At 71.9% G+C, this 26,416-nt stretch carries 24 protein-coding genes; 17 read left to right on the top strand and 7 right to left on the bottom strand.

Features of this window, described 5'->3' with window-relative positions:
• Window positions 1–156 precede the first annotated feature (156 nt).
• On the top strand, window positions 157–1,041 hold the full coding sequence (locus ABZ453_RS39240; RefSeq protein ID WP_359022927.1) for a DUF2510 domain-containing protein: 885 nt from the start codon (window positions 157–159) through the stop codon (window positions 1,039–1,041).
• Between the two features lie 17 nt (window positions 1,042–1,058).
• Here ABZ453_RS39240 and ABZ453_RS39235 read toward each other — a convergent pair whose 3' ends face one another.
• Complete coding sequence (locus tag ABZ453_RS39235; protein WP_359022921.1) at window positions 1,059–2,261, bottom strand: amino acid deaminase/aldolase; 1,203 nt, start codon at window positions 2,259–2,261, stop codon at window positions 1,059–1,061.
• Window positions 2,262–4,788: 2,527 nt separating this feature from the next.
• Between ABZ453_RS39235 and ABZ453_RS39230 the strand changes: the two genes are divergently transcribed.
• Entirely contained in the window at window positions 4,789–5,604 is an 816-nt protein-coding gene (locus tag ABZ453_RS39230) for a hypothetical protein (RefSeq protein ID WP_359022920.1), read from the top strand.
• Window positions 5,601–6,773 (top strand): type VII secretion-associated serine protease mycosin, encoded by a 1,173-nt coding sequence (mycP, locus tag ABZ453_RS39225; protein ID WP_359022918.1) that lies wholly within the window; start codon window positions 5,601–5,603, stop codon window positions 6,771–6,773. The genes ABZ453_RS39230 and mycP overlap by 4 nt, the downstream gene beginning before the upstream one ends.
• A 25-nt stretch (window positions 6,774–6,798) precedes the next feature.
• Here mycP and ABZ453_RS39220 read toward each other — a convergent pair whose 3' ends face one another.
• The gene (locus ABZ453_RS39220) at window positions 6,799–7,770 is read right to left on the bottom strand and encodes a serine hydrolase (RefSeq protein ID WP_359022916.1); all 972 of its coding nucleotides are present in this window, start codon (window positions 7,768–7,770) and stop codon (window positions 6,799–6,801) included.
• Between the two features lie 150 nt (window positions 7,771–7,920).
• Between ABZ453_RS39220 and ABZ453_RS39215 the strand changes: the two genes are divergently transcribed.
• On the top strand, window positions 7,921–8,658 hold the full coding sequence (locus ABZ453_RS39215; protein ID WP_359022915.1) for an SseB family protein: 738 nt from the start codon (window positions 7,921–7,923) through the stop codon (window positions 8,656–8,658).
• Window positions 8,659–8,682: 24 nt separating this feature from the next.
• Here the strand turns inward: ABZ453_RS39215 and ABZ453_RS39210 are convergent, their stop codons facing one another.
• On the bottom strand, window positions 8,683–9,063 hold the full coding sequence (locus ABZ453_RS39210; protein ID WP_359022913.1) for a DUF1844 domain-containing protein: 381 nt from the start codon (window positions 9,061–9,063) through the stop codon (window positions 8,683–8,685).
• A gap of 363 nt (window positions 9,064–9,426) precedes the next feature.
• Between ABZ453_RS39210 and infC the strand changes: the two genes are divergently transcribed.
• The 10 genes from infC (at window position 9,427) to ABZ453_RS39160 (ending at window position 20,391) form a co-directional block, all read left to right on the top strand.
• The gene (gene infC, locus ABZ453_RS39205; protein WP_359022925.1) at window positions 9,427–10,104 is read left to right on the top strand and encodes a translation initiation factor IF-3; all 678 of its coding nucleotides are present in this window, start codon (window positions 9,427–9,429) and stop codon (window positions 10,102–10,104) included.
• 111 nt (window positions 10,105–10,215) lie between these two features.
• On the top strand, window positions 10,216–10,410 hold the full coding sequence (gene rpmI / locus ABZ453_RS39200; RefSeq protein ID WP_004933563.1) for a 50S ribosomal protein L35: 195 nt from the start codon (window positions 10,216–10,218) through the stop codon (window positions 10,408–10,410).
• 112 nt (window positions 10,411–10,522) lie between these two features.
• Complete coding sequence (gene rplT / locus ABZ453_RS39195) at window positions 10,523–10,906, top strand: 50S ribosomal protein L20 (RefSeq protein ID WP_004002577.1); 384 nt, start codon at window positions 10,523–10,525, stop codon at window positions 10,904–10,906.
• Window positions 10,907–11,058: 152 nt separating this feature from the next.
• Entirely contained in the window at window positions 11,059–11,901 is an 843-nt protein-coding gene (locus ABZ453_RS39190; RefSeq protein ID WP_359022910.1) for an RNA methyltransferase, read from the top strand.
• 53 nt (window positions 11,902–11,954) lie between these two features.
• Window positions 11,955–13,100: an ATP-binding protein gene (locus ABZ453_RS39185; RefSeq protein ID WP_359022908.1), complete on the top strand. Its 1,146-nt coding sequence runs from the start codon at window positions 11,955–11,957 to the stop codon at window positions 13,098–13,100.
• Between the two features lie 150 nt (window positions 13,101–13,250).
• The gene (pheS, locus tag ABZ453_RS39180; protein ID WP_356764290.1) at window positions 13,251–14,372 is read left to right on the top strand and encodes a phenylalanine--tRNA ligase subunit alpha; all 1,122 of its coding nucleotides are present in this window, start codon (window positions 13,251–13,253) and stop codon (window positions 14,370–14,372) included.
• Window positions 14,372–16,885 (top strand): phenylalanine--tRNA ligase subunit beta, encoded by a 2,514-nt coding sequence (pheT, locus tag ABZ453_RS39175; RefSeq protein WP_359022906.1) that lies wholly within the window; start codon window positions 14,372–14,374, stop codon window positions 16,883–16,885. The genes pheS and pheT overlap by 1 nt, the downstream gene beginning before the upstream one ends.
• 164 nt (window positions 16,886–17,049) lie before the next feature.
• Window positions 17,050–18,153, top strand: coding sequence for a PP2C family protein-serine/threonine phosphatase (locus ABZ453_RS39170; RefSeq protein WP_359022904.1), 1,104 nt, complete (start codon window positions 17,050–17,052; stop codon window positions 18,151–18,153).
• A 276-nt stretch (window positions 18,154–18,429) separates the two neighbouring features.
• On the top strand, window positions 18,430–19,770 hold the full coding sequence (locus ABZ453_RS39165) for a transcriptional regulator (protein ID WP_208779662.1): 1,341 nt from the start codon (window positions 18,430–18,432) through the stop codon (window positions 19,768–19,770).
• A gap of 75 nt (window positions 19,771–19,845) precedes the next feature.
• Window positions 19,846–20,391: an NUDIX hydrolase gene (locus tag ABZ453_RS39160; RefSeq protein ID WP_359022902.1), complete on the top strand. Its 546-nt coding sequence runs from the start codon at window positions 19,846–19,848 to the stop codon at window positions 20,389–20,391.
• A 2-nt stretch (window positions 20,392–20,393) separates the two neighbouring features.
• Here ABZ453_RS39160 and ABZ453_RS39155 read toward each other — a convergent pair whose 3' ends face one another.
• On the bottom strand, window positions 20,394–20,651 hold the full coding sequence (locus ABZ453_RS39155) for a hypothetical protein (protein ID WP_133044968.1): 258 nt from the start codon (window positions 20,649–20,651) through the stop codon (window positions 20,394–20,396).
• A 224-nt stretch (window positions 20,652–20,875) separates the two neighbouring features.
• A complete protein-coding gene (locus tag ABZ453_RS39150) occupies window positions 20,876–21,736 on the bottom strand; it encodes a 3-hydroxybutyryl-CoA dehydrogenase (RefSeq protein ID WP_359022899.1) in 861 nt (286 codons plus the stop codon).
• A gap of 186 nt (window positions 21,737–21,922) precedes the next feature.
• On the opposite strand from ABZ453_RS39150, the gene ABZ453_RS39145 reads away from it, so the two are divergent.
• Window positions 21,923–23,197 (top strand): family 10 glycosylhydrolase, encoded by a 1,275-nt coding sequence (locus ABZ453_RS39145; protein WP_359022897.1) that lies wholly within the window; start codon window positions 21,923–21,925, stop codon window positions 23,195–23,197.
• A gap of 9 nt (window positions 23,198–23,206) precedes the next feature.
• Here the strand turns inward: ABZ453_RS39145 and ABZ453_RS39140 are convergent, their stop codons facing one another.
• Both ABZ453_RS39140 and ABZ453_RS39135 read right to left on the bottom strand, forming a co-directional pair.
• On the bottom strand, window positions 23,207–23,401 hold the full coding sequence (locus ABZ453_RS39140; protein ID WP_133044965.1) for a DUF1918 domain-containing protein: 195 nt from the start codon (window positions 23,399–23,401) through the stop codon (window positions 23,207–23,209).
• 90 nt (window positions 23,402–23,491) lie between these two features.
• Entirely contained in the window at window positions 23,492–24,424 is a 933-nt protein-coding gene (locus ABZ453_RS39135) for a DMT family transporter (RefSeq protein WP_359022895.1), read from the bottom strand.
• Here ABZ453_RS39135 and ABZ453_RS39130 point away from each other — a divergent pair.
• Both ABZ453_RS39130 and ABZ453_RS39125 read left to right on the top strand, forming a co-directional pair.
• Complete coding sequence (locus ABZ453_RS39130; protein WP_359022893.1) at window positions 24,423–25,859, top strand: PLP-dependent aminotransferase family protein; 1,437 nt, start codon at window positions 24,423–24,425, stop codon at window positions 25,857–25,859. The genes ABZ453_RS39135 and ABZ453_RS39130 overlap by 2 nt on opposite strands.
• Window positions 25,860–25,899: 40 nt before the next feature.
• A complete protein-coding gene (locus ABZ453_RS39125) occupies window positions 25,900–26,337 on the top strand; it encodes a GNAT family N-acetyltransferase (RefSeq protein ID WP_359022891.1) in 438 nt (145 codons plus the stop codon).
• Window positions 26,338–26,416: the final 79 nt, after the last annotated feature.

Below are 26,416 nucleotides of genomic sequence, written 5' to 3'. Positions count from 1 at the left end.
TCAGCAGGGCGTCCAGGTCATTCGTCACAGATCGATCTTGGACGCCCTGTCCGCGTTCCCACACGCACCGTCAGCATTCGGAATGACTCGTCTAGTGCCTGCTCCCGGACACCGTGTACGGCTCCCCGGGGCCGTTCTATGGTGTCCGGGATGAGCATGACGCCACCGCCCGGCTGGTATCCCGATCCGTCGGCACCCCATCTGCAGCGCTGGTGGGACGGCACGGCCTGGACCGATCACTGGAATCAGCCCGGGCAGCCGCCGGCCGGGGGTTCGGGCCGGGCACGGATCGTCGCGCTCGTCACGGCGGGCGCCGTCCTCGTGGCCGCGATCGTCACGGGAGCCGTCTACCTGCGCGGCAACGAGCCCGCGGCCCAGGTCCAGACCGAGCCCGGCGCCGCCAGTGCCGAGGCCCCGACGACCGGCGGTGCCACCCCGTCCGCGTCCCCCTCGCACCCCTCCACCGACGACCCGCCCGTCGTCGTGGACCAGCTCAACGGCATCACCCTGCCCCTGCCCGACGGCTGGGTCAGGCCGCGGTACGTCAGCGAGGACGACGTCGTCATGACCACCGACGGCACCTACGACTGCCCCGGTGACTCCGGTGTCTGCCGACACGGCCTGGTCATCTCCCGTACGGCGGCGAGCACCGACGAGACCTCGCCCCGGGCCCTCGCCCGCCGGGACGTCTCCGACGCGGCCGACGCCGCCTACGACCGGGACCTCACCGGCCGGCGCCCCTACGGCGGCATCGAGTCCCACCGGGAGGTCGGCTCCGGCCAGATCGCGGTGGCGGGCCGCGCCGGGTACTTCGTGCGCTGGCGGGTGAAGACCGCCGAGGGACCCGGCGGGTACGTCGAGTCCCTCGCCTTCCCCTCCAGCGTCGGCACCGAGTCCCCCGTCCTCATCCGGTTCGTCTTCGACGCGGGCGAGGACGGACCGCCGCTCGCCGACATGGACCGGATCACCCGAGGCATCCGCCCGGTCGGCGACGCGGCGACGGACGGGGGAGTGGGCAGCAGCATCGGCCCCGCGAAGTAGGGCCGGGCGGCCAGGGGTCAGAGGAAGGTGTGGCCCTCCCCGCGATAGGTCGGGACGGTCGCCGTGACCGCGTCCCCCTCCACCAGGTGCAGCACGTCGAAACGCTCGCACAGTTCACCGGCCTTGGCGTGCCGGAACCACACCTTGTCGCCGATCAGCAGATCGTCCGCGGGCGAGCCCAGCAGCGGGGTCTGCACCTCGCCGGGCCCTTCCTGGGGGTCGTAGCGCAGTCCCTCCGGCAGGTACGGCACCGGGAGCCGGTCCTTGCCGGGCGCGCCGGAGGCCGGATAGCCGCCCCCGAGGACGGTCACGACGCCGACTCCCGGGCGTCGTACGACCGGCTGGGCGAAAAGCGCCGCCGGACGACCGCTGAACGAGGTGTAGTTGTCGAACAGGCGCGGCACGTAGAGCCCGGACCCGGCGCCGATCTCGGTGACGGCGTCCTCGGCGGCGGTGTGCTGCACACTGCCGGTCCCGCCGCCGTTGACGAACTCCAGATCGGGTACGACGGCCCGGACCGCCCGCACCACCTCGCCGCGCCGCTCGGCGAGTTCACGGCGGGCGGTGGCCTGCATCAGCCGTACCGCACGCGAGCGCACCGGCCGCCCCGCGACGGAGTCGCCGACGCCCGCGATGTGCCCCTCGTACGCCATGATCCCGACGACCTTGAAACCGGGGCGCCGGGCCACCGCGCGGGCCATGTCGGCGACCTGCGCCGGTGAGTGCAGCGGCGAACGGCGCGCCCCGACCCGTACCCGGCCGCCCAGCAGCTTCAGCGAGGTGTCCAACTCCAGGCAGACCCGGATGACTTCACGGCCGCCGTCACGGGCCTCGTCCATGAGGCGGAGCTGCGCGGGGTCGTCGATCATGACGGTGACGGCCGCGGCGAGCTTGGGGTCGGAGGCCAGTTCGGCGAAGCGGGCGCGGTCGGCGGACGGGTAGGCGAGCAGCACGTCCTCGAAGCCGCTCCGTACGAGCCACAGCGACTCGGCCAGGGTGAACGACATGATCCCGGCGAAGCCGTCCTTCGCGAGCACCCGTTCCAGCAGGGCCCGGCAGCGGACGGACTTGCTGGCCACGCGGATCGGCTTGCCTCCCGCCCGTCGGACGAGATCATCCGCGTTGGCGTCGAAGGCGTCCAGGTCCACGATGGCCACAGGGGCGTCGAGGTGGGCGGTGGCCCGGTCGTAACGGGCCCGGTCGGCGGCGCGCGCAGTCATGAACGAAGCCTGCCAGACAGGATTACCCCAGGGTAGGGGGACGTTCCGGGCAGATGCCCCGGGGGTGCGGACTGGTTCCCGTTCCGAGCGGGGCAAGCCGTAGAGTGACGCGCACGTACGGAGGTCGGGCGCCTGTCGCGGGATGCCGGTTCCGCCGTACGGGTATGTATGCGTGCCCGGGACGGTCGACCGCTCGTGCCGGGTCCGGCGTCGAGCGGTTGAGCGCAAGGACGACGGTTCGCGTAACAGTAGACGGCTCGGGGTGCGAGGAAACGGGGGGTGCATGAGCACGGAAGCCCAGCACGCCTCTTTTCCACCACGCCCCACCACCCCGCCACGTCCGGCCCAGCCGCCGACGGTGGGGCGGGACGGGGGGAAGGCGGACGCGGAGCCGACCGAGGACCGGGCGGACGTGTCCCCCGGGCCGCCCGAACAAGGCACGGGTTCGGGTTCGGGTTCGCAGGGAGGGCCGTCCTCACCGAACGGCACGCACGCGACGGGCGTGTGGACGCCGGCCGGCGGACGGGGCGGGAGTTCCTGGGCGCCGGTCGCCGGGGAACGGAGCTCGACGGCGGCCGGTTCCAGTGGAGTGTGGTCGCCCTGGCTCAACGCCGAGCCTTTCGAGACCTTCGGGAACCGTACGCCGGCGCCGGGTACCTGGAACGACAGAAACGCCGAGGCTGAGGGGGCGCGGAGTACGTCCGCGGGCGCGAATGACGCGTGGCCTGCGGCGGGGAACAACGGTATCGGGGGCACGGATTCGGTAGGTCGCCGTGGTCCGGGTCGCGTGCCTGACGTGCCCGGCGCCGTGGAGAAGGACACGGGGGCGGGGTCGGTACCCCGCCCTGGTCCCGAGCGTGCGCCGGGTTCGGCAGGAGCGGCAGGTGGCCGCCCTGCAGCTCCCGCCGCCCAGCGCCGAGCGAGCACGGACGCGGGGGCGAAGGACGACTCGTCCCGTTCCTCCAACGCGCCTCAGTTCCGCTTCCCGCGCCTGCACGCGCCCACGCCCCGAGACGCCGACCCCGAGACCCCGCCTCCACCCCCGTCCTCGGCCCGCTTCCCGGACACCCCACCGTCGAACGCCCGCCCCACAGCCGCCCCCGTACCCCCACGCCCACCTCACCGCCCGCCGACACCCCCCGAACCGAACGCGAACCGCCGTCCCACCTCGACCCCCACGGAGAGCTTCGTCCGTCCGGGCCCTGCGGCGCCGTCGGACAGGGGCGCCGACCGCGACGTACCCTCCCGGGTTTCGTCGGCGGAGGGTTTGGGTCGTTCGGGTTCTGTGGCGGCGTCGGACGTGCGATCTGAGCGTGGTGGGTCGACGCGTCGGGTTTCGTCGGCGGAGGGTTTGGGTCGTCCGGGCTCTGTGGCGCCGTCGGACAGGGGCCCTGATCGCGACGTACCTCCCCGGGCTTCGTCGGCGGACGGCTTCCGTCGCCCCGGTTCTGCTGCGGCCTCGGACGCGTTCGCTGACCGTGACATATCCACGCCGTCCCGGGTCCCGCCCGCCGAGGAGTTCCGCCGCCCTGGTTCCGCCGTGTCCCCGGGTGCGGATGTCGATGCCGACGTGTTCACCTCCCGAGTGCCGCCCGCCCGCCCGACCCCCACGCCTCCGATGCCGTCCAGTCACCCCTCGCCGACCGATCCGTCCCGTCGCTCGGCCGCCTCCCCGCAGGCACCGAACGGTTCCCCTTCGGTCGAAAGCTTCCGCCACCCCGGTGCCACCGTGGCCACGGAAACATCCGCCGACCAGGCTTCCCAGCCAGCCACGGCACCCGACCGGCGTCCACCCGCGCCCCGGAAGCCCCCTGTGCCGCCCACTCGATCGGCGCCCGGCGATCAGCGCGACCGCTCGGTGGCGAGCGAACGCCCCGCTGGTCCGGAGCCCGCGCCTGATCCCATCCGCCGGGTGCCCGCCGATGATCCGACCGGCGCGGTGTCCGCCCATTCCCCCACACGCGGGGCGCCCGCGAACCGAACCAATGAACCTTCGGCTTCCGGCCCGCGGACGAGCACAGCCCCCAAGCCCTCGATACCACCCGCCGACTCGCCGACCCCCTCGACGTCCGGCGACTCGCGTACCCGCCAGCCCTCCGGCGACCCGCTGGCTCGCCCGGCGTCCAGTGATCCCCAATCCCGCCCCGTTTCCAGCGCGTCGCGCACGCGCCCGGCGACGGGCGATCCCAGGACTCGCCCGGCGTCCGGTGACCCTCTTGCCCGCCCGGGGGCCGGTGACCGTCCCACCCGCCCGGGGTCCGCCGAACCTCTCGCTCGCACCGAATCCGGCGCCCCCCTCACCCGCCCGGCAGCAAGTACCCCGCCCAACCGCCCGAACCCCGGTGTCCCCTCCGGCCGTTCAACGTTTGAGGCGTTCGAGGTGTTCGAGGGCTTCGGCACGCTCGATGACGTACACGTGCGTCGGACCGACTCGCCCGCTCAGCCCGACGGCGGCCGAGGGGTCGTGGCGCCTGATCCTGCTCTTTCCTGGAGTGCACCCATGAACCCGGGTGGGAGTCGCCCCGTCGTGTCGTTCGGGGAGCCCGAGGGGTATGACGAGCGGGCCCGGGCCAGGCCGCTGCTGGGGCGGGTGCGGGGTCGTACCGCCGTCGTCGCCGCCTGTCTGGTGCTGGGACTCGGACTCATCGGCGGTGCCGTCACCGGGAGTTGGCTCGCCGGGGATGATGGCGGTGATGGTGCGCGGGGGACGTTCTCCGCGGCCGCCGGGCTGTGGCACAGCGTGCCGGTGGATCAGCTGTTCCCGCCCACCCTGCAGGGGCTCGGCGCCGGCCCCGGTGGCGCCGACCGCACCTGGACCCGTATCGCCGTCGCTCCCGACAGCGGCTGCAAGGGCGCCTTCGACCCCCTGCTGGGCAAGGCGCTCGCACCCGTGGGATGCCAGCGGCTGCTGCGCGCCACCTACACCGACGCCACCGAGAGCTTCGTGACCACCGTCGGCCTGCTGTTCACCAAGGCAGACGCCCCCGCCATGACCGCCCTCGCCAAACGGTTCCGGAGCGAGGGCCTCGGCAACCGCACCGACCTCATGCCCCGCCCCTACGCCGCCAAGGACACCCCCGCCGCGCGCTTCGGCCCCCAGCAACGCGCCTCCTGGACCGTCTCCGTGCTCACCGAGGCCCCCGTCGTCGTCTACGCGGTCTCCGGCTGGGCCGACGGCCGTACCGTCGACGCTCCCCAGCCCGCCGCACAGGCCATGCAGTCCGGCGCCACCACCGCCCCCGCCCAGGCGGGCCTCGGCCACGAGGCCCAGGGCATCGCCGACCGCATCGAACGCGCCCTGCGCAAGGACGTCACCAGCCCGCCCACGGAACCGCCCTCATGAGACACCCCAGCCGCCGGGTCGCGGCACTGAGCCTGCTCCTCGCCGGCTCCCTCGCCCTCGTCCCCTCCACCGCCGCCCACGCCGACGGCATCCGCGCCCAGCAGTGGGGCCTGGACGCCATGCACACCCAGCAGGCCTGGCGCACCACCAAGGGCCGGGGCATCACCGTCGCCGTCCTCGACACCGGCGTGGAGGCCGACCACCCCGACCTCGTCGGCAACGTCCTGCCCGCCAAGGACATGATCGGCTTCGGGGCCGAGCGGGGGAACCGGAACTGGGCCCGGCACGGCACCGCCATGGCGGGGATCATCGCCGGACACGGCCATGGCCCCGGTGACTCCGACGGAGTGATGGGCATCGCCCCGGAGGCCAAGATCCTGCCGGTCCGGGTGATCCTCGAGGACGGCGACTCCGCCCGCCCACAGGCCCGCTCCACCCGCGGCAACGCCCTCGCCGAGGGCATCCGCTGGGCCGCCGACCACGGCGCCGACGTCATCAACCTCTCCCTCGGCGACGACTCCGCCTCCGCCCACCCCGAACCCGCCGAGGACGAGGCGATCCAGTACGCCCTGAAGAGGAACGTCAGCGTCGTCGCCTCCGCAGGCAACGGCGGAAAGAAGGGCGACCACACCTCCTACCCGGCCGCCTACCCGGGCGTCATCGCCGCCACCGCCGTCGACCGCTACGGCACCCGCGCCGACTTCTCCACCCGCCGCTGGTACGCCACGGTCAGCGCCCCGGGCGACGACATCGTCATCGCCGACCCGGACCACAAGTACTACGAGGGCTGGGGCACGAGCGCCGCCTCCGCGTTCGTCTCGGGGGCCGTGGCCCTCGTCAAGGCCGCCCACCCCGGCCTTGCCCCCGCGCAGATCAAGCAGTTGCTGGAGGACACCGCCCGCAACCCGCCCGTCGGAGGCCGGGACGACTCCCGCGGCTTCGGCATGGTCGACCCGGCCGCCGCCATCAAGGCCGCCGGCCGCCTCAAGCCGGAGGGCCTGCAGGCCGCCTCCTACGGCAAGCGGTACTTCGGCAGTGGCCCGGACACCGCCAAGTCCGAGAGCTCCACCAGCGACTGGGCCGCCCCGCTCGCGGGCGGCTTCGGCGGGGTGCTGCTGGTCATGGCGGTGGTTCTGTGGCGCGGACGTCCCAGGCGCTACGAGTTCTAGGGCCCCCGGGGGCCGCCTACGGGCCTCAGGACACCGAGGAGCCGTCCCCGGCGAGCACCGACACCGCCGCCTTCGCCGCCGACTCGACCAGCGAAATCCCCTTCGCCTGCGTCGCGTTGCCGTTGGAGAGCACGGCCACCAGATACGCGTGGCCGCCGACCGGCACGCGCCCGATGCTGTTGATGTCCCACAAACCGGTCGTACTGCGTGCCAGCCAGCCGTTCTTCAGCGCCCACCGCGAACCGTCGGCCGCCGCGGACACCCCCCACTGCTGATCGGCCTCGATCTCACCCATGAGCCCCCGCACATACGACCGCGAGGCCTCGCTCAGCTTCGAGTCGTCGCCGAACACCTGCTGAAGCAAGGTGAGTTGATCGGCCGCCGTGGTCTGCGTCAGCCCCCACAGGGCACCCTCGCCACCCTGCGTGCCGGTCAGCCCGAACGTCTTGTTCGCCGCGTCCAGCCCGCCGGCCTGCCCGATGACGTCCCACAGGGCGGAGGCGGCCGCGTTGTCGCTGTTCTCGATCATCCTCGTGGCGTACGACTTCTCGGTCGCCGTCAGCCGCCGGTCCGCGTCCTGCGCCTGCAGCAGGAGCGTCGCCAGGATGTCCACCTTCACGATGCTGGCCGTGTCGAACGCGCCGTAGCCGTAAACGGCGCTCTCCCCGGAGGCCAGGTCCAGCACCGCGGCCGACACCTTCGTCCTTCCCCCGACGGTCACCGACTTCATCGCCTCGGCCAGCCGCGCGTCGTGATCCACCGTCGGCTCCGTCACCGGTTTCACCGGTTTCACCGATTCCTCCCCCTCCGCCGACGGGGAGTCCGTCGGCGACGCCGACGATACGGCGCCCGCACCGGAGTGCGCCCGCGCCTTCACGTACACCGTCCCGGCGGCCGTACCGCCCACGACGGCGACCGTGGCGAGGGCGGTGTAGAGCAGGGGGCGCGTCCTGGACGGCCGAGCGCGGCGGCTGCGGGGGGCTCTGGAGGACTCCATGCCCGCGATGCTCGGGGCGGTGACTGTGCGGGCCGTTAGACGGACGTTAGATGTGTGTCAGGGGAATCTGAGAATGCCGTGAAGGCGGTGAACCAGCTGTTTCCGGGGCCGCACAAGCCCAGCAGCAAGCCCCCTATAGGGTCGGTGACCGTGGCGAACAAGAACATTCCCGACCCCGGCTACTCCGACGACGACGGCTCCGCCGACCCCCGGCTGAGCACCGCGCTCGCCGCCTGGGCCGAGGACCGCACCGCACTGGAGCCGGTCCTCGAGGCGCTCAAGGGCGCCCGGCTGCTCGTGCCCGTGGTCGCCGTGCTCGGCGAGGTCGAGGAGGACGAGAACGGGCTGCGCCGCGAGAAGACCAGCGACATGGCCGTACCGACCCTGAAGGCCGGGTCCCGGACCGCCCTGCCGGCCTTCACCTCCACCGAGTCGCTGGCCCGCTGGGACCCGGCGGCCCGCCCCGTCGCCGTACCCCTGCACCAGGCGCTGCAGGCCGCCGCGCACGAGAAGGCCGACACGATCGTGCTGGACCTGTCCGGCCCGGTGCCCTTCGAGCTGACGGGACCCGTTCTGCTCGCGCTCGCCGAGGGCCGGACGAGCACCGACCCGCTCGCCGACCCGGCCGTGCGCGAGGCGGTACGGGCCGCGGTGGCCGCCGAGCCCGCCGTGCTGCGCGCCCACCTCGGGCCCGGGCGGGCCGACGGCACCCTCGCCCTCGTACTCGACGAGTCGGCCGCGCCCGCCGAGGCCGCCCGTGCCGTGGCCGAGCGGCTCGCCGCCGACGAGACACTGAGGGCCCGCCTGGTGCGCGGCCTCGACCTGGCACTGCTGCCGGCCGGGGCGACGCCTCCGGGCGAGCCCTTGTACGTACGAAGTGGGCGGTAAATGCACTACCCGGCACCACCCGCGCTAGCCGTAGATCGGCCCCGTGTACTTCTCGCCGGGGCCCTGGCCCGGTTCGTCCGGGACGATCGACGCCTCGCGGAAGGCCAGCTGCAGCGACTTCAGGCCGTCGCGCAGCGGGGCCGCGTGGAAGGAGCTGATCTCGGTCGCGCTCGCGTCCAGCAGCCCGGCCAGGGCGGTGACCAGCTTGCGGGCCTCGTCCAGGTCCTTGTACTTGTCGCCCTCCTCGGTCAGGCCGAGCTTCACCGCGGCGGCGCTCATCAGGTTGACGGCGACCGTCACGATCACCTCGACGGCGGGGACCTCGGCGATGTCGCGGGTCATCTCGTCGAAGTCGGGCGCGGCAGACTCAGGGGACTCTGCGGACTCGGGAGGGGTGTCACTCATGCCCCACACGATAGGCCCCGGTGCAGGCCGGTTCGCACCACCCCCGGGCAGCTGCTAACCTTGTGTGACGACCGGCCGGACAGACATGCCCGGCCCACAAGTGGAGGCTCCGATCTCCCACCTGACCGTCCTCCGGGGCGGCGGGTCACCCCGGTCAGGCGGCCACCATCGTTCCGTACGGACGATGGAGTCGCCCGAAAGCGCGCCCCGCGGCATCGCGGCGGTGCTCCGGCAGTGTATTCGGGGCCCCGCCTGTGATCGTCCGGGGCATTTTTCATGCTTCGGCGCGGTTAGGTCTAACAGAAGTAGAGACATACGCGGCTGTCCGCCAGACAACCGTGTGGTGCTAACTGAGGAGGATCCATCAGCGCCGAGCCCCGCATCAACGACCGGATTCGCGTTCCCGAGGTGCGACTTGTCGGTCCCAGTGGCGAGCAGGTGGGCATCGTCCCGCTGGCCAAGGCACTGGAGCTTGCCCAGGAGTACGACCTCGACCTCGTCGAGGTGGCGGCGAACGCCCGTCCGCCCGTGTGCAAGCTCATGGACTACGGGAAGTTCAAGTACGAGTCGGCCATGAAGGCCCGTGAGGCGCGCAAGAACCAGGCGCACACGGTCATCAAGGAGATGAAGCTCCGGCCGAAGATCGACCCGCACGACTATGACACCAAGAAGGGTCACGTCGTCCGGTTCCTCAAGCAGGGCGACAAGGTCAAGATCACGATCATGTTCCGTGGACGCGAGCAGTCCCGGCCCGAACTGGGCTACCGACTGCTGCAGCGGCTCGCGGAGGACGTCCAGGACCTCGGTTTCGTCGAGTCGAACCCGAAGCAGGACGGCCGGAACATGATCATGGTCCTCGGTCCGCACAAGAAGAAGACCGAGGCGATGGCCGAGGCCCGCCAGGCGCAGGAAGCCCGCAAGGCCGAGGCGAAGGCCCACCCGGGCCGCTCGCAGAACGCCGCGGAGACCGAAAGTGTCGCGGACGACCAGAGCGTCGTCGTGGACACCGAGGCACCTGCCGAGGCTTCCGCCGAGGCGTGATCCCGGGGACGCGAGTCCCAGGACAGCAGTAACCGATACAAGCGACGTTCCGACGTGCCCGGTTTTCGTGACCGGGCACCGGAGCGCCACCGACGAGGAGAGAACGGCGCTATGCCGAAGAACAAGTCGCACAGCGGTGCCAGCAAGCGCTTCAAGGTCACCGGCTCCGGCAAGGTGCTCCGTGAGCGCGCCGGCAAGCGCCACCTGCTCGAGCACAAGTCGTCCCGCGTGACGCGTCGCCTCACCGGCAACGCCGAGATGGCCCCGGGCGACGCCGCGAAGATCAAGAAGCTTCTCGGCAAGTGACGTACGCGGCGCGGTGATCGACCGATCGCCCCGCGCCGTACGTCTGGACCGGGACCCCATCGATTCCGGGCTGTGTGAGTCCAACCACGGCCCCGCTACAAGGAGTTAACAAGTGGCACGCGTCAAGCGGGCAGTCAACGCCCACAAGAAGCGCCGGGCGATCCTCGAGCAGGCCTCCGGCTACCGCGGTCAGCGTTCGCGCCTGTACCGCAAGGCCAAGGAGCAGGTCACCCACTCGCTGGTCTACAACTACAACGACCGCAAGAAGCGCAAGGGTGACTTCCGCCAGCTGTGGATCCAGCGCATCAACGCCGCTGCCCGCGCCAACGGCATCACGTACAACCGCTTCATCCAGGGCCTGAAGGCCGCCAACGTCGAGGTCGACCGCAAGATCCTCGCGGAGCTGGCCGTCAACGACGCGGGCGCGTTCGCCGCCCTGGTCGAGGTGGCCCAGAAGGCGCTGCCGAGCGACGTCAACGCGCCGAAGGCCGCGTGACGCTGCGCTCGGCCTGAGCCGAAGTGACGGACCCGTGGGTTATCCCTGCGGGTCCGTTGCGTTGAGCGGTGCGGGTGGGTCCGGCACCGCCGACATGCGCCGTCGTGGTCGATCGCCGTTGCGGCGCAGAACTGGTACCGAAGGTGAGTTGGATGCCCCCTGTGACCCCGGAGTTGATCTCTCCCCGTTCCCCCCGTGTCTCCGCCGCCCGGCGGCTCGCCAAGCGGAACTTCCGGGGCAAGGAGCGGCTGTTCCTGGCCGAGGGGCCGCAGGCCGTGCGGGAGGCCGCCGGGCACGGGCTGGTGGAGCTGTTCGCCACCGTCGAGGCCGCGGAGCGGTACGCCGACATCGTGGGGGAGGCCCGGGACACCGGGGTCCGCGTCCATCTCGCCTCCGATGACGTGATCGCCGACATCTCGACGACCGTCACGCCGCAGGGCCTCGTCGGGATCTGCCGGTTCGTCGACACGCCCTTCGAGGAGATCCTCGCGGCCCGGCCCCAGCTCGTCGCCGTCCTCGCGCACGTCCGCGACCCCGGCAACGCGGGAACCGTCCTGCGGTGCGCCGATGCCGCCGGGGCCGAGGCCGTCGTCCTGACCGACGCGTCCGTCGATCTGTACAACCCGAAGGCCGTACGGGCCTCCGTCGGGTCCCTCTTCCATCTCCCCGTCGCCGTCGGCGTGCCCGTCGAGGAGGCCGTCGCCGGGCTCAAAGGGGCCGGCGTCCGGGTGCTCGCCGCCGACGGAGCGGGCACCGACGACCTCGACGACGAGCTCGACAAGGGGACCATGGGCGGGCCCACCGCATGGGTGTTCGGAAACGAGGCATGGGGGCTCCCGGAGGAGACCCGCGCACTCGCGGACGCCGTGGTGCGCGTCCCGATCCACGGGAAGGCCGAGAGCCTGAACCTCGCCACCGCGGCCGCCGTATGTCTCTATGCCTCGGCCCGTGCACAGCGCGCCTCCACAGGGTGCCGCTCCGTCACCGGGGCCTAGTAGGGTGACCAGCTCGGGGGCCACCTGCGCCGTCTGAGAGGTGGGGTTCGGGGATGGGTGTCGGCACGGGCGGTGCGGACAGGGCACTGCGGGCACGGGACGTGCGCCGGCCGCCCGCGCCCCGGCGCGGTGATCCGGCCGGGCTCGGCATCGACCCGGACGAGCTGCCCGACGGCCTGGTGATCGCCGACGAGCACGGCCGGGTGATCTGCTTCAACGCGGCCGCCGAACGCATCACCGCCACGGCGGCCGAGGACGCCCTGGGACAGCGGCTGGAGAAGGCGCTCCCGTTAGAGGACCTGGAGGGGCGCCGATGGTGGCAACTGACCGATCCCTACGGCGGACTCGCCATCCGCCAGCGGCAGCCCGAGCGGAACCTGCTGCTGCCCGGGGGACGTGAGGTCCTCGTCTCCGCCCGCTATGTGCGCGCCGAGCCCACCGGTCCGGTCCGCCGCGTCGTCGTCTCCCTCCGCGACACCGAGGCCCGCCGACGGACCGAGCGCTCCCACGCGGAGCTGATAGCCACCGTCGCCCATGAGCTGCGCTCGCCGCTCACCTCCGTCAAGGGCTTCACCGCCACGCTGCTGGCCAAGTGGGAACGCTTCACGGACGACCAGAAGCGGCTGATGCTGGAGACCGTCGACGCCGACGCCGACCGGGTCACCCGCCTCATCGCCGAGCTGCTCGACATCTCGCGCATCGACAGCGGACGGCTGGAGGTCAGGCGCCAGCCGGTCGACATCGGCGCGGCCGTGGGCCGGCACATCCAGGCGTACGTCGCCGCCGGGCAGCCCGCCGACCGGTTCCTGCTGCGGATCGAGCAGCCGCTGCCCGCGCTGTGGGCCGATCCCGACAAGATCGACCAGGTGCTCAGCAACCTGCTGGAAAATGCCGTGCGGCACGGCGAGGGAACCGTCACCATTGACGTCACGGCCACGGAGTCCCCCCGCGAGGACGAGGACACCGGCACGTCGGTCACGGTGACCGACGAGGGGCCCGGCATCCCGGAGGAGTCCATGAACCGCGTCTTCACCCGCTTCTGGCGGGGCAGCAAGCGCGGTGGCACGGGCCTCGGGCTCTACATCGTCAAGGGCATCGTCGAGGCCCACGGCGGGACCATCACCGTCGGCCGCGGCCCCCAGGGCGGCGCCGAGTTCCGATTTACCCTGCCCGTGGCGGCCCCGGCGTACCTCACCTGAGAGCCGGCGGGCGCCCCACGGGCGCATTCGTATACCTCCACCCCGTTAGACTCGGCCTTTGGCACCCATGTGTCCCATGGACGGCCCTCTGACCTCTGAGTGAGTCGGTGACGGGGACCTTCAGCCAGCCAATCGGAAGCACGGGAAGAGATGTCGGCACCCAATAAGTCGTACGACCCTGTAGAGGTCGAGGCGTTGAAACCGGAAGAGATCGAGCGCATGCGGGACGAGGCGCTCGCCGCCTTCAGCGCAGCGGACTCCCTCGACGCGCTCCAGGAGGCCAAGGTCGCCCACACCGGGGGCACCTCCCCGCTGGCCCTCGCCAACCGCGAGATCGGCGCCCTGCCCCCGCACGCCAAGGCCGCCGCCGGCAAGCTGGTCGGCCAGGCCCGCGGCGCCGTGAGCAAGGCGCTCGCCGCCCGCCAGGCCGAGCTGGAGGCCGAGCGGGACGCGCGTGTGCTGGTCGAGGAGTCGGTGGACGTCACGCTGCCGTACGACCGCGTACCGGCCGGCGCCCGCCACCCGCTCACCACCCTGTCGGAGCGCATCGAGGACGTCTTCGTGGCCATGGGCTACGAGGTCGCCGAGGGGCCGCAGGCCGAGGCCGAGTGGTTCAACTTCGACGCCCTGAACATCGGCCCGGACCACCCGGCCCGCGGCGAGGCCGACACCTTCTTCGTGGCCGGCCCCGAGGGCGGCACCGAGTCCGGTGTCGTGCTGCGCACCCACACCTCGCCCGTGCAGATCCGCTCGCTGCTGGAGCGTGAGCTGCCGGTGTACGTGATCTGCCCCGGTGTCGTCTACCGCACCGACGAGCTGGACGCCACGCACACCCCGGTCTTCCGCCAGGTCGAGCTGCTCGCCGTCGACGAGGGCCTGACCATGGCCGACCTCAAGGGCACCCTGGACCACATGGTCCAGTCGCTGTTCGGCGAGGGCATGAAGACCCGGCTGCGGCCGAACTTCTTCCCCTTCACCGAGCCGTCCGCCGAGATGGACATGGTGTGCTACGTCTGCCGCGGCGAGTCCGTCGGCAACCCCGACCGGCCCTGCCGCACCTGCTCCAGCGAGGGCTGGATCGAGCTGGGCGGCTGCGGCATGGTCAACCCGCGGGTGCTCACCGCCTGCGGCGTCGACCCGGAGAAGTACAGCGGCTTCGCCTTCGGGTTCGGCATCGAGCGGATGCTGATGTTCCGCCACAACGTCGAGGACATGCGAGACATGGTCGAGGGTGACGTCCGGTTCACTCGGCCGTTCGGGATGGAGATCTGATGCGGGTCCCGCTTTCCTGGCTGCGGGAGTACGTCGACCTGCCGGCCACCGAGACCGGCCGTGACGTCCAGGCCAAGCTCATTTCGGCCGGTCTGGAGGTCGAGACGGTCGAGCAGCTCGGCCACGACCTCAAGGGCCCCCTGGTCGTCGGTCAGGTGCTGACCATCGAGGAGCTGGAGGGCTTCAAGAAGCCGATCCGGTTCTGCACGGTCGACGTCGGGCAGGCCAACGGCACCGGCGAGCCGCAGGAGATCGTCTGCGGCGCCCGGAACTTCGTCGTCGGCGACAAGGTCGTGGTCGTGCTTCCCGGCGCCACCCTGCCCGGCGGCTTCTCGATCTCCGCGCGCAAGACGTACGGCAAGACGTCCCACGGCATGATCTGCTCCAGCGACGAGCTGGGCATGGGCGACGACGGCACGCACGGCATCATCGTGCTGCCGCCGGAGACCGAGGTCGGCAAGGACGCCGTCGAACTGCTGGAGCTGGTCGACGAGGTCCTGGACATCGCCGTCACCGCCAACCGCGGCGACTGCCTGTCCATCCGCGGTGTCGCCCGCGAGACCGCCATCGCCTACGGCCTGCCGCTGCGCGACCCGGCCCTGATCGACGTGCCCGGCCCGAACGCCTTCGGCTACCCGGTCCAGGTCACCGACCCGGTCGGCTGCGACCGCTTCACCGCCCGCACGGTGATCGGTCTCAGCCCGGAGGCCCGCTCGCCGATCTGGCTCCAGCGCCGGCTGCAGAAGGTCGGCATGCGCCCGATCTCGCTCGCCGTCGACGTCACCAACTACGTGATGATGGAACTCGGCCAGCCCCTGCACGCCTACGACCGGAGGCTGGTCCAGGGCACCATCGGCGTGCGCCGGGCGGAGGCGGGCGAGAAGCTCGTCACGCTGGACGGCGTGGAGCGCAAGCTGGACGCCGAGGACCTGGTCATCACCGACGACCGCGGCCCCATCGGCCTCGCGGGCGTCATGGGCGGCGCCAACACCGAGATCGCCGACCACGACGACCTCGAGAACGCCACCACCGACGTGGTGATCGAGGCCGCCCACTTCAACGCGGTGTCGATCGCGCGGACGGCCCGTCGCCACAAGCTGTCCTCGGAGGCGTCCCGCCGCTTCGAGCGGGGCGTCGACCCGCAGGCCTCGTCCGCCGCGGCCCAGCGCACGGTCGACCTGCTGGTGCTGCTCGCCGGCGGCACCGCCGAGGCAGGCGTCACCGAGATCACCGCGCCGTCCGCCCCGCACACCATCACCCTCCCGGCCGACCACCCGGACAAGGTGGCCGGTGTCGACTACGGCCGCGAGACTGTCGTACGGCGGCTGCAGGAGGTCGGCTGCGACGTGTACGGGCAGGACGAGCTGATCGTCACCGTGCCGTCCTGGCGGCCCGACCTCCTCGAGGCCAACGACCTCGCCGAGGAGGTCATCCGTCTGGAGGGCTACGAGAACCTGCCCTCCACGCTGCCCAAGCTCCCCTCGGGCCGCGGTCTGACCCACCGCCAGCGACTGCACCGCCGGGTCGGCCGCGCGCTGGCCGGGGCCGGTTATGTCGAGGCGCCGAACTACCCCTTCGTCAGCGAGCAGGTCTTCGACCAGCTGCTGCTGGCGGCGGACGACCCGCACCGCCGGGTCGTGAAGCTGACGAACCCCCTCAGCGACGAGGAGCCCGCGCTGCGTACGTCGCTGCTGCCGGGTCTGCTCGGCGCGCTGCGGCGCAACGTCGGGCGGGGCTCGCACGATCTCGCCCTGTTCGAGACGGGGCTGGTGTTCCACCCGCGCGCGGAGCGCAAGGTGGCCGCCGCGCTGCCGGTGGACCGGCGTCCCACGGACGAGGAGATCGCCGCACTGAACGCCGCTCTGCCGGTGCAGCCGCGGCACGTGGCCGCCGTGCTCGCCGGTGCGCGGGAGCAGGCCGGCTGGTGGGGCAAGGGCCGGCCGGCGGACTGGGCCGACGCCGTCGAGGCGGCTCGGGCCGTGGCCCGGGAGGCCGGTGCCGAACTGGTCGTGCGCAAGGGGCAGTACGGGCCGTGGCACCCGGGGCGGACCGCCGAGCTGGTGGTCGTCGCCGACGGTGCCGAGACGGTCGTGGGCCACGCCGGTGAGCTGCACCCGCGGGTCGTGAAGGCCCTGGGGCTGCCCGACCGTACCAGTGCGATGGAACTGGACCTGGACGCGGTGGAGGCGGCCGGCAACGACACGCCTCAGGCGCCGCGCATCTCCACGTTCCCGGTGGCGACGCAGGATGTCGCTCTCGTCGTCGACCAGTTCGTGCCGCATGCCGAGGTGGAGGCCGCACTGCGGGACGGCGCGGGCGAGCTGTTGGAGTCCGTCCGGCTGTTCGACGTGTATGAGAACGCGGAACAGTTGGGCGAGGGCCGGAAGTCCCTGGCCTACGCGCTGCGGTTCCGGGCGTCGGATCGGACCCTGACCGTCGATGAGGCGACCGCGGCTCGGGACGCGGCTGTCGCGCTCGCGGGTGAGCGGACCGGAGCGGTGCTGCGGGCTTAGTCGCGCCTCACCTGCATAAATGCGCGAGGCTGACGGGCGGTCACTCATTTGGGTGACAATCCCGGGCGATCTGGTCCTCCCGGGTCATGCGGTCGACAGAATCGGACCGGCCTTTCGAGGCCGGTCCGGTTGTGCTTTCGGGGCCTGTATGGGGGGCCATCGGCATGATTCGCATCAGGGCTGGGGCTTCCCTGTTTCGCAAGCGCTTGCTCGCGTTGGGGCTTCCCCTGGCGTGGGGTGGCGCGGCCGTCACATACAAGCTGGCCTGCCCGGTCGCCCAGCAGAACGGGCTCGGCGCGCGCATCGTGAGCAGCGCCGTCTTCTTCGCCGTGGGCACCGGGCTCGTCCTCCATGTACGGCATGCGCTGCTGCGCGAGTTGAGGGAGGCACGCAAGGTCGCGGGCGCCGCCCAGAGCGTGCTGCTACGGCCGCTGCCACCGCGGGTGGAGGGGCTGAACGTGGCCGCCGCCCAGCTCTCCGCCGACCGGGGCGCGGCCATCGGCGGTGACCTGTACGAGGTCATCGCCACCGAGCACGGTGTCCGGGTCGTCATGGGGGACGTGCGCGGGCACGGGATCGACGCCATCGCCACGGCCGCCGCCGTCCTCGGCAGCTTCCGGGAGGCCGCGCACGACGAGCCGGAGCTGGGGGGCGTGCTGCGCAGGCTGGAGCGGGCGCTGGCACGGCACCTGAGAGAGCGCGCCCGTGCCGGGCATCCCTCGGCCGGGGCCGAGCCCGAGCATCCGGTCGCCGAGGAGTTCGTCACCGTACTGCTCCTGGAGATCCGGCCGGACGGCGAGCTGCGCGTCCTCAACTGCGGTCATCCGTGGCCGTATCGGCTCAGTGGACCCCGCGTCGAGCCCCTGGCCCGAGCGGATCCCCTCCCTCCGCTCGGGCCCTTCCCCCTCCCGCCCGAACTGGACACGGAACACTGCGGTCATCTGCTGGCCGGCGAAACCCTTTTCCTCCACACGGACGGCGCGGAGGACGCACGCGACAGCCGCGGCCGCTTCTTTCCTTTGGGCGAGGTCCTGGCCCAGTGCGCACGGGGTGCCCCCGCGGCTGTCCCGCAGGCAGTCCTCGGCTCCGTCTTCACCGCACTGCTCCGGCACACGGCAGGAACTCCGGCGGACGACGTGGCACTTCTCGTACTGACAAACGACCGTCAGCCTCGACGCCCCAAAGGGGCGCGGGACGATGACATCAGCGGCTCCGCCGCGCGGGCGCGACCAGCCACGGCCGATCCGCAGCCGACAACGTACCTCTGACAACCCCCTGCTTAGTCGTACGGCCAAACCGCCGGCGGCCGTCCGCCCCGCCACGGAGTGTCGGGCAGGCAGCCGGGCGGACGGCATGGATTCGGGCCGCCGCACTGTACGAGGGGGAGCCGGCGGCCCGGCCGGCCTCTTGCGAGGCATTTCAGTCAACCGGTAGGAAACTCTCCGCAACAGTGCGCGTACGCTACGGATTCCTGCACTCCGTTCACACCCCGTGTGAAGCCGGTCGCACTACTCTGTCCGCACCGAGGCTCCCGGGGGGCATCCATGCAGCCCAACACTCTGCTCGACGCGATCCTGGACGAGGCGGGGATCTCGCACGCGGGGCTGGCGGCACACGTCAATCAGGCCGGGCGGGCGCGCGGTCTCGCCTTGCGCTACGAACACACGGCTGTGGCCCGGTGGTTGAAGGGACAGCGGCCCCGGGGGCAGGTGCCCGACCTGATCTGCGAGGTGCTCGCCGGCCGGCTGCACCGCCCGGTCACCCTCGACGACATCGGCCTCGGCGTCCCCGGTGAGCCCTCCACCCCGCACGCCACCTCCCTGTCCGGCTTCGTCGAGCGGGCCACCGCGCTGTGGCGCTCCGACGAGCAGCAGCGCCCGCACATCCTGGGCGCGCCCGCGGTGACCGGCACGCCCGCGGTCATGCCCGTGTGGGAGTGGGAGAACCCGCCCGAGGACGTCGACGTCTCGCGGGGAGGTCGGCACCGGGTCACCCCCGCCGACCTGGAGATGCTGCGTGCCGCCCGCACGCACTACGAGCAGATGTACCGCAAGGCGGGCGGTATCGCGACCCGGACCCGGATCGTCGGCTTCCTGAACGCCGAGGCCGCGCCGCTGCTGCGGGGCAGCTACACCGACGCCACGGGTCGTCAACTGCACCGGGCCACGGGCGGGTTGGTGGCGATCGCCGGCATCTGCGCGTACGACTCGGACGCGCACGGGCTCGCCCAACGCTACTTCCACCAGGCCCTGCGGCTGGCGAAGGCCAGCGGCGACCGGGGACTGGGCGCCTATGTGATAGCGCTGCTGGTCAACCAGGCCCTGTTCATGCGGGAGTACCGGCAGGCGGTGGCGTTCGCGGAGGCCGCGCTGCGCGCCGCCGGCAAGCACATCACCCCGGCGCTCGCCTCGGACCTGTACGCGATGCAGGCCAAGGCGTACGCGCACCTCGGTGACGGCACGAGCGCGCTGTCCTGCATCCGGCGTGCGGAGCAGGCCGCCGAACGCATCCGGCGGGGCTACGAACCCGACGAGACCGGCTATGTCCAGCCGGGATTGGTCAACGTCCAGGTGGCGGAGGCGTTGCTCAGCCTCGGCGAACTCGTGGCGGCGGGGGAGCACGCGGCGGCCGCCGTGGACAACCCGGCGCACGACCGCGGCCGGGTGCACCGGCTCGCCATGCTCAGCACGATCGAGTTGCGCCGGGGCAACGCCGACAAGGCGGTGGCCACCGCCGTGCAGATGGCCGAGCAGGCGCGCGGAATGGAGTCGCAGCGGCTGCGCGACAGACTCCGGGCGGTCCGCGAACACCTGGTGCGCAACGGATGCGCGGGCACCGCCGAGGCCGCCGAACTCATCGACGGAGCGCTGCGCGTGCCGCTGTAGGCCGGTTCCCGAGCACCGCCATCCCACAGTCCCTGCTGCGATATTGCCACTTACTCGACGGAAGGTGGCAGAACCGTGCAGTGGACGAAACAGAACGAACAAACTGTGTACTCAAACCGCTGGTTCAGCGTCAACCTCGCGGATGTCGAGTTGCCGGACGGCCGGCATCTCGACCACTTCCTGATACGGCTGCGGCCGGTGGCAGTGGCGACCGTGGTCAACGAGGCCAACGAGGTCCTCCTGCTGTGGCGCCATCGCTTCATCACCGACAGCTGGGGCTGGGAACTCGCCGCGGGCGTCGTGGAGGACGGAGAGGACATCGCCCGCGCGGCCGCCAGGGAACTGGAGGAGGAGACCGGCTGGCGGCCGGGACCCTTGCACCACCTCATGACGGTGGAACCGTCCAACGGACTCACCGACGCCCGACACCACATCTACTGGTCGGACGAGGGTGAGTACATCGGACACCCGGTGGACGACTTCGAGTCGGACCGCCGGGAGTGGGTCTCCCTGAAGCTGGTGCCGGACATGGTCGCCCGCGGTGAGGTCCCGGCCGCCAACATGGCGGCCGCGTTACTGCTCCTGCACCACCTCAGGCTCGGGCAGGACAGCGTGCGCTGACGTCAGCGCCCCAGCGCCTGCCAGACCGCCACGACGAGGGCCCCCACCGCCGTGACGGCCGCGATCGAGGGCAGCGGCCAGCGGGCGTGTTCCAGGGTGACGAGCCGGGTGTTCAGCTCGTCCAGTTCCTTGGAGGTCTCCTCGGTGCGATGGGTGAGCAGTGCCAGTCCGCCCTCGACACGCGCGTACGCCACGTCGAGGCGGCGTCGTAACTCTGCGAGTTCTCCCTGGACGACCAAATGCTCGGGGTCGGCGGTCACGAACCGCTCCTTTCCTTGCTCGTCTCTCATCAGGTGCATGCGCATGATGAGTCAACTCGCCTGGTGGGCAGGTGGGGAGAGTGTGCGGTCGGCATATGCGGGCCCGGTGCGCACACGGCGTGTGAACGGCGCGGGCCCGGCACTCCGAAGAGTGCCGGGCCCCTGTCCGTCGCACTGTGTGAGCAGCACCCTGGAGCGGGCACTGTGCACCGGGCTGGCGGTCGTCAGCCGTAGGTGTAGAACCCCGAGCCGGTCTTGCGGCCGAGCCGGCCCGCGTCGACCATGCGCTGCAGCAGCGGGGGAGCGGCGTAGAGGGGCTCCTTGTACTCCTCGTACATCGAGTTGGCGATGGAGACTATGGTGTCCAGGCCGATCAGGTCGGACAGCTTCAGCGGGCCCATCGGGTGGGCACAGCCCATCTCCATGCCGTTGTCGATGTCCTCACGGCCCGCGATGCCCGACTCGAACATCCGGATCGCGGAGAGCAGATACGGCACCAGCAGCGCGTTGACCACGAAGCCGGAGCGGTCCTGGGCGCGGATCGCGTGCTTGCCGAGGACCTTCTCGGCGAAGACCTGGGCGCGGCTGAGCGTGCCCTCGGACGTGGTGAGCGCCGGGATCAACTCGACGAGTTTCTGCACCGGCGCGGGGTTGAAGAAGTGGATGCCGACGATCTGGTCCGGCCGCGAGGTGGCGACCGCCAGCCTCACCAGGGGGATGGAGGAGGTGTTGGAGGCCAGGATCGCGTCGGGCCGGGTCACCACCTGGTCGAGCACCTGGAAGATCTCCGTCTTCACCTGCTCGTTCTCCACGACGGCCTCGATCACCAGATCCCGGTCGGCGAACTCGCCGAGATCGGTGGTGAAGCTGAGCCGCGCCAGGGTCGTCGCCAGCTCCTCCTCGGTGATCTTGCCGCGCTCCGCCGCCTTGGACAGGGAGTTGAACAGCCGGGTCCGGCCGATCTCCAGGGCCTCACCGGTGGTCTCGGCGACCTTCACATCCAGTCCGGCCCGGGCGCACACCTCGGCGATGCCCGCTCCCATCTGGCCACAGCCGACCACTCCGACGCGTTCGATGTCGGTCACATCGTCCCCTTCGCTGATCTACGAATCCGGCAGGTCTCCCCGTGGTCCGGTCCCTGCTCCAAACCTGCACGTTACCTCCGGCGATCGTTGATCGATCGTTCGGGTACCGCGTGGCAGTCTGACGCGGGACACGGCCCGGGCCGAGAATCGCGCCCGGACACGCATTGGGCATCTGGAGGTAGGGGAATGCTGCACCGGAGGACTCGGCTGTCGAGACGGGCGTTCGCGGTGACGGCCCTGTCGGCGCTCGTGGCGGGGGGTGGCGCGATGGCGGCCGGTGCGGCGATGGCGGGCGGCTCGGACACCTCGGACGACTCGGGCCGGCGGAAGGCGTCGGGTCAGCTGCGGGGCGTGTGGGTGGCGACCGTGACCAACCGGGACTGGCCGTCCAAGCCGGGCCTGACCGTGGACCGGCAGAAGGCCGAGCTGACCGCGATCCTCGACCGGGCCGTCGAGGACCGCCTCAACGCCGTGATCCTCCAGGTACGACCGACGGCCGACGCGCTGTGGCCCTCGCCCTACGAACCCTGGTCGGACGTCCTCACCGGCACCCAGGGCAAGACCCCGGGCTGGGACCCGCTGGGCACGGCGGTGAAGGAGGCCCACGCGCGCGGTCTGGAACTGCACGCCTGGTTCAACCCGTACCGCGTCGCCAACCACACCGACCCGACGAAGCTGGTCGCCTCGCACCCCGCGCGCAGGCACCCGGACTGGGTGGTGACCTACGGCGGAAAGATGTACTACAACCCCGGACTCCCCCAGGTGCGGGCCTTCGTAGAGGACGCGATCCTCGACGCGGTCCGGAAGTACCCGGTCGACGCCGTGCACTTCGACGACTACTTCTACCCCTACCCGGTGGCCGGCCAGACCTTCGACGACGACGAGGCCTACGACCGCTACGGCGGCGCCTTCTCCGACCGGGCCGCCTGGCGCCGGGACAACATCGACAAGCTGGTGCGCGAGACGGCGGCCAGGATCAGGCGGACCCGCCCCGGCACCCGGTTCGGCATCAGCCCGTTCGGCGTGTGGCGCAACAGCGCCACCGACTCGCGCGGCTCGGACACCAGGGCGGGCGTGCAGACGTACGACGACCTGCACGCGGACACCCGCAAGTGGGTGCGCGAGCACTGGATCGACTACATCTGCCCGCAGATCTACTGGAACATCGGCTTCGCCGCCGCCGACTACGCCACGCTCGTGCCCTGGTGGGCGGAGGTGGCCAAGGGCACACCGACGCAGCTGTACATCGGCGAGGCGCTCTACAAGGCCGGTGACCCGGCCCAGCCCGCCGCCTGGCAGGACCCCGCCGAACTGTCCCGGCACCTCACCCTGGCCGCGAAGTACCCACAGGTCCGCGGGCATGCCTTGTTCGCCGCCGGGGACGTGGCGAGGGACCGGATCGGCGCGATGGCACGGGTGGTCGCCGACCACTACCAGCAGCCGGCGAGACCCCCGCGCTGAACCGGCGGATCAGCGTTGTGTTTCCCTGTGGCGGATCTCGGTGTCCGGGCCGGGAGAGCAGATACCCGTGTGCCCGTCCTCGAAGCGGACGCGGTACGGGGGGTTGCCCTCCTGGCCCAGGATCTCGACGATCTCGCCGACCTTGTCGTGCTGGCCTACCACCCTGCCGTGTTGGACAAGCTGGTCGCCCACGGTTGCACGCATCTGTAGGGCCTCCTCACCAAGTGCGGGAGCAGCGGTCCGTGGCCTTGAGTCTACGGCGCGGGGGCTTCCTGGGAAGCGGGCCGAACGTCCTCAACCCCGCGCCCGCTGGGTGACGGCGATGCACACCAGTACCGCCGCGGCCGTCAGCGGGGCGGCCACCGTCAGGTGCTCGCCCAGCAGCAGCACCGACCACACCAGTGTGAGCAGGGGCTGGGCAAGCTGCAACTGGCTGGCCTTGGGGATGCCGATGGCCGCCATGCCCCGGTACCAGACGACCAGACCGAGGAACTGCGAGCCCGCCGCCACCCACAACAGCCCGGCCACGCTGTGCGCGGTCAGGTGCGCGGGTTCGTACGACAGAGCAACCGCCGCGGCCGGCACGGCGGCCGGCAGACACAGCGCCAGCGCCCAGCCGATCACCTGCCAGCCCGGCATCACCCGGGCCAGCCGGCCGCCCTCGGTGTACCCGGCGGCGCACACCAACAGGGCGGCGAACAGATAGAGATCGGCGGCCGTCAGTGCCCCGCCGCTCTGCTGCACGGTGAACGCGACGACCGCGGCCGCACCCGCGAGCGCCGCCGTCCAGAAGGTGCGCGAGGGCCGGCTGCCCATGCGCAGGGCGGACAGCAACGCGGTCGTCAGCGGCAGCAGCCCGACCACGACGGCAGCGTGCGCGGTGGTGGACGTCCGCAGCGCGAGCGTGGTCAGCAGCGGGAACCCGACCACCACTCCCGCGGCGACCACCGCGAGCCCCGCCCAGTGCCGCCGCTGCGGCGCCGGCACCCGCAGGACCAGCAGACACCCGCCCGCGATGACCGCGGCCAGCACACACCGCACGGCGACCAGCGCCCAGGGCCCGAACCCCTCCAGTCCCCAGGCGGTGGCCGGGAAGGTGAGCGAGAAGGCGGTGACACCGAGGGCGGCCTGGAGGGTTCCCCCGGTGCCCGGCACCTTCGAGGGGACGCCGACCGGGGTGTCGACTGCTATCGGCGTGGCCGCAGTAGCGCTACTCTGTGCTCTCATGCAAGAGCGTAGCAGCGTCGGCGAACTGGCGAATCAGCTGAAGCGGGAACTGAACCGCTATCCGTCCGGTGGAAAGCTCCCGTCGAGCCGTGCCCTGGTCGAGCGGTTCCGCGTCAGCCCGGTGACCGTCTCGCGTGCCCTCGCCCAGCTCGCGGCCGAGGGCCTGGTCGTCACCCGGCCCGGCGCCGGCGCCTACCGTGCCGAGCCGCGTGCCGCCACCGCTCCCGCCGGAGACACCTCCTGGCAGGAGGTCGCCCTGAGCGCGGACGGCGCCGCCGACCTCGTACCGCGCACGGTGGACGCCTCCGGTGTGGTGGTGTCCCTCGCCGCGCCGCCGCCCGGCGTCATCGAGTTCAACGGCGGCTATCTGCACCCCTCCCTGCAGCCGGAGCGGGCGATGGCGGCCGCCCTGGCGCGTGCGGGACGCCGGCCCGGGGCCTGGGGGCGGCCACCGATGGAAGGGCTGCCGGAACTGCGCGAGTGGTTCGCGCGCGGTCTCGGCGGCGGGGTCACCGCGGCGGAGGTGCTGATCACGGCGGGCGGCCAGTCCGCGCTGACGACGGCCCTGCGCGCCCTCGCCCCGCCGGGAGCGCCGGTGCTCGTCGAATCCCCCACCTACCCGGGCATGTTGGCGATCGCCCGGTCGGCCGGCCTGCGACCGGTGCCGGTCCCCATGGACCCCGACGGCGTCCGGCCGACCCTCCTCGCCGACGCCTTCCGCGCGACCGGCGCCCGTGTCCTCGTCTGCCAGCCCCTGTTCCAGAACCCGACCGGCGCGGTCCTCGCCCCCGACCGCCGGGCCGAGGTGCTGGGCATCGCCCGCGCGGCCGGCGCCTTCGTCGTGGAGGACGACTTCGTACGACGGCTCGTGCACGAGGACTCCGGACCGCTGCCGAGCCCGCTCGTCGCCGACGACCCCGACGGAGTCGTCGTCCACGTCGGCTCGCTGACCAAGGCGACCTCGCCGAGCTTCCGGGTCAGCGCGCTCGCCGCCCGCGGCCCGGTTCTCGAACGCCTGCGCGCCATCCAGGTCGTCGACACCTTCTTCGTCCCCCGCCCGCTGCAGGAAGCGGCCCTCGAACTCGTCGGCTCCCCGGCCTGGCCCCGCCATCTCCGCGCGATCTCGGCGGAGTTGAAGACCCGCCGGGACACCATGACCGCGGCCCTCCGCCTCGACCTGCCCGAACTCGCCCTGCCGCACATCCCCTCCGGCGGCTACCACCTCTGGCTGCGCCTGCCCGACGGCACCGACGACGGCGCGCTGACCTCGGCCGCCCTGCGCGCGGGCGTCGCCATCACCCCCGGCCGCCCCTACTTCAGCGCCGAACCCCCGGCCGCCCACGTCCGGTTGAGCTTCGCCGCGGTCGCGGGGACCGGGGAGATCACCGAAGGGGTCCGGCGCCTGCGCACGGCCTGCGACGAAGCGCTGGGATAACCGTTCGACGCCGGCCGCCGCGTCCTGCGAGCATCCCGCCATGAACGACGCCCCGAGCCTCCCCGACGGCTACGAGATATCCACCGACCCCGACCGCCTGGACGTCGACCGGGTGCACCGGTGGCTGTCCACCGACGCGTACTGGGCGAAGGGCCGCCCGCGTGAGAAGCATGACCGGGCGGTCGCGAGTTCGCTGAACTTTGGGGTGTATGACACGGTTTCGGGTGATCAGGTCGCTTATGCCCGGGTCGTCACCGACCGGTCGACCTTCGCCTGGCTGTGCGACGTCTACGTCGACCGGTCCGTGCGCGGCAAGGACATCGGTACGGCGATGGTGGGCGCCGTACGCGACCACCTGCTGCCCTTCGGGCTGCGCCGCGTCCTGCTCGCCACGGCCGACGCGCACGGCGTTTACGCCAAGCTCGGTTTCGAGCCGCTCGCCCAGCCCGACATCTGGATGGCGCTGGTCCTGGAGTGAAATGTCCGCCAGGTCCTGACCTTGAAGTAAGTTCTCGGCCACCCTGGGTCACTCACGCGCAACAGCCCTTGACCTGCGC

This window comes from Streptomyces sp. NPDC005799 (genome assembly GCF_040630525.1).
Lineage (GTDB): Bacteria > Actinomycetota > Actinomycetes > Streptomycetales > Streptomycetaceae > Streptomyces > Streptomyces griseorubiginosus_B.
Note: the sequence above shows the minus strand (reverse complement) of the source record. Positions and strands in the feature narration are given on the sequence as shown.